This window comes from Desulfosporosinus sp. FKA, assembly GCF_002196785.1.
GTDB lineage: Bacteria > Bacillota > Desulfitobacteriia > Desulfitobacteriales > Desulfitobacteriaceae > Desulfosporosinus > Desulfosporosinus acididurans.
On the sequence record NZ_NAHZ01000005.1, the window covers coordinates 1 to 10,189 of the forward strand.

11 protein-coding genes and 1 pseudogene are annotated in these 10,189 nt (G+C 42.0%); 7 read left to right on the plus strand and 5 right to left on the minus strand.

What is annotated here, in order from left to right:
• Positions 1-537 precede the first annotated feature (537 nt).
• Positions 538-1,278 (plus strand): reverse transcriptase domain-containing protein, encoded by a 741-nt coding sequence (locus tag B5771_RS24475; protein ID WP_207652659.1) that lies wholly within the window; start codon positions 538-540, stop codon positions 1,276-1,278.
• Between the two features lie 850 nt (positions 1,279-2,128).
• Here the strand turns inward: B5771_RS24475 and B5771_RS00195 are convergent.
• Positions 2,129-3,013: a LysR family transcriptional regulator gene (locus B5771_RS00195; RefSeq protein WP_088185743.1), complete on the minus strand. Its 885-nt coding sequence runs from the start codon at positions 3,011-3,013 to the stop codon at positions 2,129-2,131.
• Positions 3,014-3,291: 278 nt separating this feature from the next.
• Between B5771_RS00195 and B5771_RS00200 the strand changes: the two genes are divergently transcribed.
• The 5 genes and pseudogenes from B5771_RS00200 to B5771_RS24600 form a co-directional block, all read left to right on the plus strand.
• Positions 3,292-3,627, plus strand: a complete 336-nt coding sequence (locus B5771_RS00200) for an Lrp/AsnC family transcriptional regulator (protein WP_207652661.1) — start codon at positions 3,292-3,294, stop codon at positions 3,625-3,627.
• Between the two features lie 89 nt (positions 3,628-3,716).
• On the plus strand, positions 3,717-4,397 hold the full coding sequence (locus tag B5771_RS00205) for an epoxyqueuosine reductase (RefSeq protein WP_088185744.1): 681 nt from the start codon (positions 3,717-3,719) through the stop codon (positions 4,395-4,397).
• Between the two features lie 53 nt (positions 4,398-4,450).
• Positions 4,451-4,873, plus strand: a complete 423-nt coding sequence (locus tag B5771_RS00210) for a C-GCAxxG-C-C family protein (protein WP_088185745.1) — start codon at positions 4,451-4,453, stop codon at positions 4,871-4,873.
• Positions 4,874-5,179: 306 nt separating this feature from the next.
• Positions 5,180-5,470 (plus strand): hypothetical protein, encoded by a 291-nt coding sequence (locus tag B5771_RS00215; RefSeq protein ID WP_047811428.1) that lies wholly within the window; start codon positions 5,180-5,182, stop codon positions 5,468-5,470.
• 182 nt (positions 5,471-5,652) lie between these two features.
• Positions 5,653-5,871 (plus strand): annotated as a pseudogene (locus B5771_RS24600) (GNAT family N-acetyltransferase); the annotation flags it as partial.
• On the opposite strand, the gene B5771_RS24030 reads toward B5771_RS24600, so the two are convergent.
• Together B5771_RS24030 and B5771_RS00225 are read right to left on the minus strand one after the other, a co-directional pair.
• Entirely contained in the window at positions 5,824-6,156 is a 333-nt protein-coding gene (locus tag B5771_RS24030) for a hypothetical protein (RefSeq protein WP_172408102.1), read from the minus strand. The pseudogene B5771_RS24600 and the gene B5771_RS24030 sit on opposite strands and share 48 nt — an antisense overlap.
• Positions 6,157-6,260: 104 nt before the next feature.
• Positions 6,261-6,467: a hypothetical protein gene (locus tag B5771_RS00225; protein ID WP_088185746.1), complete on the minus strand. Its 207-nt coding sequence runs from the start codon at positions 6,465-6,467 to the stop codon at positions 6,261-6,263.
• 61 nt (positions 6,468-6,528) lie between these two features.
• Here B5771_RS00225 and B5771_RS00230 point away from each other — a divergent pair, with 61 nt between their 5' ends.
• A complete protein-coding gene (locus B5771_RS00230) occupies positions 6,529-7,014 on the plus strand; it encodes a phage portal protein (RefSeq protein WP_088185747.1) in 486 nt (161 codons plus the stop codon).
• Between the two features lie 96 nt (positions 7,015-7,110).
• Here the strand turns inward: B5771_RS00230 and B5771_RS00235 are convergent, their stop codons facing one another.
• Both B5771_RS00235 and B5771_RS00240 read right to left on the minus strand, forming a co-directional pair.
• A complete protein-coding gene (locus B5771_RS00235; protein ID WP_088185748.1) occupies positions 7,111-7,338 on the minus strand; it encodes a PadR family transcriptional regulator in 228 nt (75 codons plus the stop codon).
• A gap of 243 nt (positions 7,339-7,581) precedes the next feature.
• Positions 7,582-10,152, minus strand: coding sequence for a LuxR C-terminal-related transcriptional regulator (locus tag B5771_RS00240; RefSeq protein WP_088185749.1), 2,571 nt, complete (start codon positions 10,150-10,152; stop codon positions 7,582-7,584).
• Between the last annotated feature and the right edge of the window lie 37 nt (positions 10,153-10,189).

The window sequence follows — 10,189 nt, forward strand, 5'->3', positions numbered from 1 at the left end:
TTCATTCTCCTCCCAGATATCCTTTCTCTATGTAATTGCTACTGACTGAGAAAGGATATCTTTTTATTGTGAGGGGGTCAATATTCAATGAAAGAGTGGGGTCAGGTTTCAGTATAAATCAATAACATACACTGCGAAGCGTAGACAGGAAGATAGTAGGCCGGAATAAAGTGAATAGGATAATTAGCCTCGAAATTACACGTGTTGTGAAGTAGCCGACATTCTCCCGTTAAAGGGAAGGCAGAAATGGAGTGTCCGCAAATGGTGAGGATACTTCATTACTTCCGGGGTTCGTACCTACGGCATGCTAACGATGGGCTTCGATAGGCTTCCACTAAAGATAGGGTTTGACAAGCTGACAAAGTGAGGATAATCCAATGGTCTGTCGGAAGTCTTACTGACTGATAATACTCTGAGGTAGGGAGAGCCTGTTACATGGGGAAGCGGTCAGCGGAAATTGAATCTATTCCAAGGAAACATGGGCTACATACAATGGGAGGATTCGGGCCTTAATACAAAGTGAGGAGAAACCCAGCCATGAACACGAATCTGGAAAGAGTAGCAGCAAAAGCTCAAAAGGAAACGAACCTAAAATTTTCTTCGCTGGCACATCACATAACGAAAGAACTCATATGGGAAAGTCTAGCCCGGATGCCAAAGTATACTGCACCCGGTATAGACCATGAGACGGTCGGAGGAGCACAAAAGGACTTTAACCTTTGGATTGATGAACTTATTGAGTCAATTCATCGGAAAAGCTATAAGTCCCCTGCGGTCAGAAGAGTCTGGATACCTAAACCTGGTAAAACAGAAAAGCGCCCAATTGGAGTTTCCGCAGTTGTGGACAGAGCTCTGCAACGAAGTACTGCTGAAGTATTATCCGCAATATATGAGCAAGACTTCCTCAACTGTTCATTTGGAGGAAGGCCAGGGCGAGGGGCACATAATGCCCTTGCAACACTAAACGAAATAATTGCCGGAGAAAAAGTCAGTTGGGTACTGGAGGCAGATCTCAAGAATTTCTTCGGGAGTTTGGACCACCAATGGATGATGGAATTTGTACAGCATAGAGTGGGGGACCCCAGGATCATTTCCATGATAAATCGCTGGCTGAAGGTCGAGGTCATGGAAAACGGAGAAATTCAGGCGAGCGAAGTCGGCACTCCCCAGGGTGGTTCGATTAGCGTCCTGCTAAGCAATGTTTATCTGCATTATGTACTGGACCTGTGGTTTGAAAAGGTAGTGAAGCCAAGATTAAAAGGTGAGGCATATCTTTGATGACTTCGTAGTCTGTTTTCAATACCGTTCAGATGCCAATCGTTTTCATGAAACATTGAAGAAAAGGCTTGAGAAATTTGCACTAACTCTGGAACCGAACAAAACACGTCTAGTCGAATTTGGCCGTTTTTGCAACTAAGTATGCTAAGGAACGAGGCAAAAGGATAGAAACGATATATTTTCTCGGTTTCACCCACTATTGCACTTGCAACAGAAAAGGGAACTTCATGGTGGGCCGAAAGACTGAGAAAACAAGACTTAGACGAAGTATTGTGAAATTGCAGGCAACCTTACGCGAGATTAGACATTCTCCAATTAAGGAACAGGTTGCAGTGATAAATTCGATATTAAGGGGCCATTACAATTACTATGGCATTGCGGGCAACTTAAAAAGCCTAATCAAGGTTTACCTTAGGACAGAACATTACCGGAGAAGAATGTTTAGTTCTCGATGCAGTAAAGGATATGTCACCTGGGAGAAATTCCAAGCAATTAAAGGCACGTTTCCAATATTGCAACCAAAGCTTTCAATTCCTTATACGAGATTAAAAGCGTATGCAATGCTGTGAGTCAATCTCCGAAGAGCCCGGTGCGGGAAATCCGCACACCGGGTTCTGTGGGGGTGGGGTCACCGAAGGTGACCCTTGAGACTGCTAGTGTACTAATTATGTAATTGACGGTAATAGGCTGGTAATTTGTACTATAAGGAAAGGGCTTAACGTAAGAGACCATTGAAAAGTATATAGTAAGATACACAGTCAGTCGTAAGGTCTGGCTCTTTATTATTCTGTTCGCTGTATCTATGTTTTGTATCAAAGATAGTCAAGTGTTTTAACTTATTATAAAGAGACTAAAACCCAATTTCATGAATTAATTCAATAAATGCTTTAAGAGGTGCAGAGATCCATTTGTTTCTATGGTAGATCACCTGTGTTAGCATTTCGAAAGATGGTCCTTTCCAGTTTAACTTTGCCAAACGATGCTGCAAAAACTCTTCTTCTACGGCTACCAATGGTAAAAAGGTAATGCCTAGTCCGCTCATTGTAAGTTGTTTAATTGCTTGGACATTGCCAGTTTCAATAATTGAACGTGGTTTTATTGCATATTGAGTCAACATATTTTCAAATAATATCCTGTAGCTACAGCCTTTTTCCGTTAAAATCATTGACTCGTCTGTTAAATCCTCAGGATAGACACTTTCTTTTTGAGCAAGAGGATGTTCAGGTAAGGATAGGATAACCATTGGTTCTGGAAACTGTATTTCCGTAACAAACTCTCCGTCAATTTCTTTCTGTTCAAGGAAAAATGCAATATCTATAATATTATCTTTTAATAATCCACGAAAATCAGTACTGTTGCCAAATTTAATTGTAATTTCAACATTAGGATAGCGTGAACGGTATTCCTTTAATAGTTTTGGTAACCGGGTTACACACAAAGATTCAACGGCTCCAATGGATAAAGCTCCGCATGGTAAAACTGAACTGCCGATAGCATTTTTAGCTTCTTTTGAGAACTTTAATATTTGTTCAGCATACGGTAGAAGATTTCTGCCATCTGCTGTCAATGTAATACTGTGACCTAACCGCTCAAATAGTTTTACACCTAATTCATTTTCCAGTAATTTGATTTGTGAGGTAATGGAAGATTGGGCATAATCAAGGTTTTGTGCTGCTTTGGTAAAACTCTGTAATTTGGCGATTGTTAAAAAGGAATTTAATTGTTTAATGTCCAAACTTCTATCCTCTACTATCGATTTTTTTGAAGATAATGATTCAATTTATCAGTTTTACTATTTGTTTTTAACATGATAACATACTATTAAACAGTTTTAAACAATACCACATATCTTTGTTTAGATGTTGCTTGTAACATATTTCGATGGGGTGTTTTTATTGCCAAAGTCTGATAGGGCTGCGATAGCAGCATAGGTGGCTATCCTGAAAAACCACAAAAAGGTTTTATTAAAGGGCTGTGCAGTTTTTTTATGTTCAACAGTATAATTCATAGTTTATGGCAAGACCAGCAATACATAAGAGAATTGAAAATCATGAAAACCAGGGGATTATCATTGGATATCGAGCACAAGTAAACTGGCGGAAAGTCGGCCCATGTATTAGGTGCTTAATATTTACTAAGATAAATGGAGGTAATTTTGACAATATTGCCAACGAATCTACTATAGTTGATATCCCCGAAATAACTGTGGAGGAGTGTCATCGATTAGCTGGAGAATGGTGTATGGTTCTCAAAGTAAGAATTACAACTCCAGAAGATACAACAAAATTACTCGAAGGTGTGATGGAATCTTCAACGACCTTTGTCATTTTAACTATTTTATGGCATTGAGGATGTGCCATTTGGTAGGTCAAGTTTAATTGCTACATATGTGATTAAGGTTACAACTTATTTTGAAATAAGGAAGGAGAATTTAGTATATGGGTTTGAAGGAAGAAATAAGAGCAAATGCCTTAAAATTAGGAGCTGATCTTATAGGAGTGGCTTCTTTGGAGCGTTTTGACGGAGCGCCGTCGGGTTTCCATCCAACCGACATTATGCCCGAAACAAAATCTGTCGTGGTTATAGCTAAAAAGATCTCCGACCAACTTGTATGCGGAAGTCTTGGTACGGCTTATACCAATACCTTCCAAGCTATACTCAGAAAGTTAGATTACATCGCAAGTGACGTAGCAGTTTTTGTAGAGAAAATGGGCGGTAAGGCGATGCCTATACCAGCTGACGATCCTTATACTTATTGGGATGAAGAAAATCATCGTGGGATGGGGGATTTGTCCCATAAACATGCTGCTCAGGCGGCAGGTTTGGGTATCCTGGGGAAAAACTCTCTTCTTATTACTCCGCAGTACGGAAACAGAGTCCATTTGGTTTCCGTGCTCACCGATTTAGATTTAGAATCTGACCCACTCGTCGAGAAGGAACTGTGTCCCCAAAGTTGTCGACTATGTCTTGATGCCTGCCCCGCAGGTGCTATAAAGGGAGAGCAAATAGTTATTCAAAAGCTTTGTCGGAGTATTGTCGGAAAAACTCTGCCCAAAGGTTATTGGGTGTATGCTTGCTGGGAATGCAGGAGGGTCTGTCCAGTTGGTAAGATCAGGTAACAAATAATAATATAAATGTATTCCATTGGCTAGAAGCTGGGAGATTTCTAATTATGCAATACAAATATCTAATTGACAAAAAAGTTCATAACTATTATTGGAATGATGATTTAAACTGCGCTACTACAACAATTAAGATCCTTTCAGAGATATTTCAAGTGAATTTATCTACTCATATTATTGATGCAGTGATTGGCATGCATGGGGCTGGTAAGTACGGTGCACAGTGTGGATTAGTTGAAGGAACGTTACTGTTTATTGGAATATACGGAAAGCAAAGAAGTCTAAGTAATGATGAAATAGTGAATATGTGCTATGACTTTGCTGAAAAGTTTGAAGAAGAGTTTGGCAGTCTGGTATGTAGAACTTTAAGACCACAAGGGTTTAAACCGGATAATCCACCACACTTGTGCGAAGAAATAACTAAGAAAGCAATTGAATTCTCACGAAATTATCTAAGCTTAGTTATCAAATAGTTGGATATTTCGTTTTAGAAGCTTGGCTGATTTGTTCGCCTACTTTGACCACATCCTCGATACCAAATCACCCCGTCCGCTGCACCCAGCTAACCTCAAGAAGAAATAGCCGCGGTAATAAGGCTTAGCTAGGAGTCATGTGGTGAGTGCCGCCGGAGAGCATTCACCCCCAATGATCCGGCATGCCCTTTCCTAACCAAAGGCGCTCACTGAACCGGAGAAAGTTGGAGGGATGCGTTGGATGGGAAGCCGATTTGCGGATAAGTAAATGTAAAAAGGGTGTATGACGGCAAAGGAGATGATTATTTGTTATCAGTTCCAATCTCAATATTGATTTATATTTTTGTTTGTGCATATATTTTTGCGAAACGCCCTACTCAAAGAACAACTTTAGGAATTTTCATTATGTTGTCTTTGATTAGTCAAGCTATTGGATATGGATTTAATATCCGGTATTTAAAAATCTATACAAGCATAAATAGTGGGCATGGTATTTCTTATAATTTCATAGTTGGCACAGTTATTCCTTTAATTCTTGCTTTCGGAATAAGTTACATCTTCAAAAGATTTAAACGTGCAGGCAAAGCACTCCGATAAACTTAAACCCAAATCCCCATCAATGTGATAACCCCCAGCCCTCCATTAACCCACCGAACTCCTTCAATCCCGCAGGATGGGTTGTGGTTGCCTGGTGGTTATCGGGGAAGAAGGTGGGGGGAAGTTATAATAGAATAGATGGTCGGCTTTGAAGTTGAGTAGATTGAAGGGATTTTGATAAAATGGTAATTCGTGAAATGGTTATCGAGGACATTCCTCAATTGGCTAATTTGTATAAGCAATTTTGGAATGAAGTATCTTGTGTTGATACAATGAATCGAAAATATAGCCAATTTATAAAGGAAGATTCACACATATTGCTCAGTGCAGTTGAAAACAATAGTCTAATTGGTTCAGTGATGGGCGTTATTTGTGGCGAATTGTATGGAGATTGTAGGCCTGATGACCATCCAGCCCGCTGTTTCCAAATCCTTATTAATTACATTCTCTTTAACACTGACGGTGTAACCGGAAGGGGATTTCTCTGAGCTGCGGATGAGGAGGTATTTGCAGTATTCCTCGTCATTCAGAGCGTCTGCAGGATTAGCCTCAGCTCGTTCTTTTAGAAGGGTTACATGGGCAAAGAGGTTCTCGCGGTGTTTCATAGCCTTTATGGCATTATAGTAAACATGCGTATGAATCTTGTGATCCTTGTTCCAGGACCTGAGTTTGGTAACCCCGCGCATGGAGTCGCTCCCTGAAACAATGGTATTTTGAAGGCTGTCAATATCCTTGCGCTCACTTTCAATTTGTTTTTTTGCAAAGCCCGATGTAAATCAATAGGAGTTCCTCATTTAGCCATATCGGCTAGATGCTCGGGCTTATAAATCGGATTACCGGTTAAAGGATCGATCTTACCAATAGGGACACGTTTATTTCTTGGTTTGCCATCGGCATTCCGAAAAGAAACTGACTCATAAAGGTAGATCTTGTTGCCGACTTTTTGTCTTATGATGGAGCTCAACTCTTTGTGAAGTTTAATTTCCGGGGAGGACAAGAAGTCATCGCTCCGTTTGAACAAATCATTCATGTAAAACGCGATTATTTTGAGTGATCTTATGGGAAGTTACAACGATAATGCCCTATACCCACTTCTCCAACTGACCCACACGGTACACAACGGGATCATCAACGCCGTGGCAAATGGACCAGCCAATATTCGTGGAGCCCTTCATTTTCAGGGTACATTAAAAACCGCTGACTTAATAGCCAAGCGGGATGAAATCCTGGGTAAGTTTTTTGACCTGCAGAATAATTCAGGAATCATATTCACGGATTCGCAAACGGGTGAATTCAAGCCTTTCGAAAACAAAGCGATTCTTCTGGATGCTGCGCAGATGGAAATCATTGAAGAGCAGGTCTTTGGGTATTTCAATTTAAACAAAAATATCGTGTTCTCGAATTATACCGAAGTGCAGTTTGATGGTTTCTATAACAGCGTTGTCGCTCCAATTCTTGAACAGTTTTCGGAAGCGTTCACTTATAAAGTCTTTACAGCCCGCGAAAGAGGGTACGGCAATCGGATTATATTTACCTCTAACTAACTGGCCCATGTGAGTGATGCCACCAAAAGCCAGATGTGCCAGTATGCTGCTCCACTCGGAATTTTCACCCAGAATGAACTGCGGGAGTTGTTCGGTTTAGCTCCTATGCCCGGAGGAGAACGGCGCGTGGAAAGTCTCAACTTTGTCAATGTGGACGTCAAAGATGAGTATGAATCCCTTTTGCTCAAGCCTTTTCAATGCGGGGTAAATGCTTCCAAAACTTGCATCAATAAAATAGGATGTGCTCATGCTCATATGCTGTTTTATATCATATCCAGTCATGCTGTTTTGCATCAGAAACCCCAGCAAAATATATTCAGTCACAAATTTCCTCCTACATGTTATATCGTCAAGTTATATATCATAACGATATATAACTTGACGATATGAAAATATTACCTTAAGTTATATTTGTCAACATAAATACAACTTCGGGTACCTCTGAATAAAGCCTATTACCAAAGACGTGAGGGATTTAATGTGCTTGATTTGGAGGCTATTGATGCCAAGATAGAAGAAATCCGGTAAAAGTGATAAAGGTGGTTCAGATGGCATCACCATATAAATTTACGACTCAATCAGCCCACGTCGCTTTGCCTCCATTACCGCATCTGCTGCTTTATTGACGCCCAATTTTTCATATATCAGCTTTATATGGGTCTTGATGGTGTTGATCGTCAGACCGGAGATGCTGACGATATCCGCGTTTTTGTAGCCCTGCGCCAGCAATGTAAGGATGTATTGCTGCCTTTGGGACAGCTTGATCGGCGTTTCGTGTAAGTATGCGCTTATACCTTTGTGTCGTCTGGAAACTTCATAAGCACACTGTAGGACCTGATTCACATATTGGCAGTCAAGCTCCCCGGAATATTTCGGTCTTTCTATTTTGAAAGTGATTTTTTTCAGAATGGGCAGTACCGCCGCTCCTTCATCTGCAATAATGCGGATGACCCGGTAGGGCTGCATGGCCAGCAGTGCTTCCTCCAGTATCTGCATGGCTGCCTTCTGAGAGCCGGTTGCCCAGTATAGGCAGGCCTGTAAGACACAGACTTCAGCGACATCAATTGGTCGCCGGTAATCCACACATAGCTTTTTCAGCTTTTTAAGAAGATCCTCAGCCTTTTCCCGCTCTGACAGAACGATATAAGCGCGCGCCGTGGTGAAATACTGGTAAAGTCTATAAAAGCGAAGATGTTCGTCGTCGGTGACAAAAAGCTGTTCCAGCCATTCTTTTGCTGTCTCCAGGTCGGCGTTTAACAGCTTATTTTTTGTATCAACGGCCAAAAAATTCGGATTTAAGTAGAGGGCATTTTCTTCTCTAAGGCGCATGGCAAACTGTTCCCTTAGCTTTTCCGATTCCGTTGATTTACCTAGGGCATTCAAAATATTAGATAACAGCATGTATACGCAGAAGTGCATCTCAAAGCGAAGTTCCTCTGTGAGCTGACTCTGTGCCAGAGTAATAGCTTCTGAGGCTTTTTCCAGCTTGTTCTGTTCATAATACAGTCCGGACTGAACGCAGGTGCAGAATACATCAACCTCCCTGGTATAGAAGGAACCGAAGACATCATGGATTTCCTGTAATCGTCCGACCATGTCAACCAGTACGTCCAGGCAGTCGCAGATGGAGCGGTGCATGTAGGGGAAATTTTGAGTGATCGACGGAGTGTACATATTCAAATCGTTGACGCTTTTTTCCGGCAGGGCGTTTGACCAGTCAGAAAACTCCTCGGCAAATTCATGGAGGCCCTTGCGAAAATCAGCAAATCCGATGGTCAGGGCGTACCCGAGAAGATCTTCTTCCTGCAGGATATCCTGATTGTTATCGGAGGCGACATAATCGTAAGCAGCATCAATATACAAAAGGGCTGCCTTAGCATTACCATTCAGGAAATTTGCCCATGCGGCTTCGATCATCAGCGTGATATTGCTGTGTATAAATTCATTAGGCAGCTTTTCCAAGACGAAAGTGGAGGTGTAATTGATCCACTCCTCGACACTGAAATCCTGATAGATAGAGTTTAACTGATAGAAGCAGCGGTTGATTCCGTCATGGTTCTCGGTCTGTACATAATACGTGAGGGCCGTGAAATACTCTTCCCGGTCGTAATACACCCCGGCAACTTTCGTCATCAGTTCCCGAACGCTGATATCCGGGCGCTCGTTCAGCTTACCTCGAAGAAATTCTAAAAACAGGTGGTGATACCGATAGGTATGTTCGGAGGTTTTGACCGCAAACAGGTTTTGAAGCAGCAGATTCTCCAGAATTTCAGCCGCGTTTTTCCTGCCTGTCAGAAGATTGCATAGCTCTGCATCCATTTCGTTTGCCACTGAAGTGACCAGCATGAATTCCCGCAGCTCAGGCTCCCACTTTTCCCATATATTTCGGTTGATATAATGCTCCAGAAATTGCCCGCTTACCTGCGATGCCTCAAGAGAATCACTCTTGGACAAGGCGGTAATACCGATGGCCCAGCCGCCTGTAGTTTTTAATATCGTTTCCGCCTGACTCTCTGTGGGCTTTCGTCCCAAAGCATCATAGTAAGTTTCTATTTCCTCCGCGGAAAAAGCCAGCTCGTCCGCCGTAATCACAGCACTGCTTCGGCTCTGCGCGAACTCCTGTAATTCGTCAGGGAGCTTATTTCTGCTCAGGAGCAGAATGACAAAGGAATGGGGCATTCGCTTGAGAATATAGGGCAGTGATTTGAGGATTTTTTTGTTGGTGATGGTATGTAAATCATCCAGTATCAAAGCATAAGATTCTTCATCCTGGGTAAATTCCATAAGAAGGTTGATGGTATAATCGACGGGGGCCGAATAAAATGCCTTGCTGTTTAAAATTTCCTGCATTTTTACGTTGTCCGGCTGCGCCGACAGGATACCGGTGCAGAAGAGCTTATAAAACACAAAGGGCGCGTTATCATATTCATCCAGATCGATCCAGACCGATTTGCGTTTCGAGGCGCTGACCCACAGCAGGGTAGATACCGTTTTGCCATATCCCGCAGGGGCGCAAACCACTGTGAGCCGGTTGTTCGATGCCTTATCATAAAGCTCGATGAGCTTGCGGCGAGGTGCACAAATCGCAGGCAACGGCGCGGGTATGAATTTATCATTTGCATAATTAAGAGTTGCCATATTTGAATTCCTTCTCCTTTTACTATGTTCTATTATA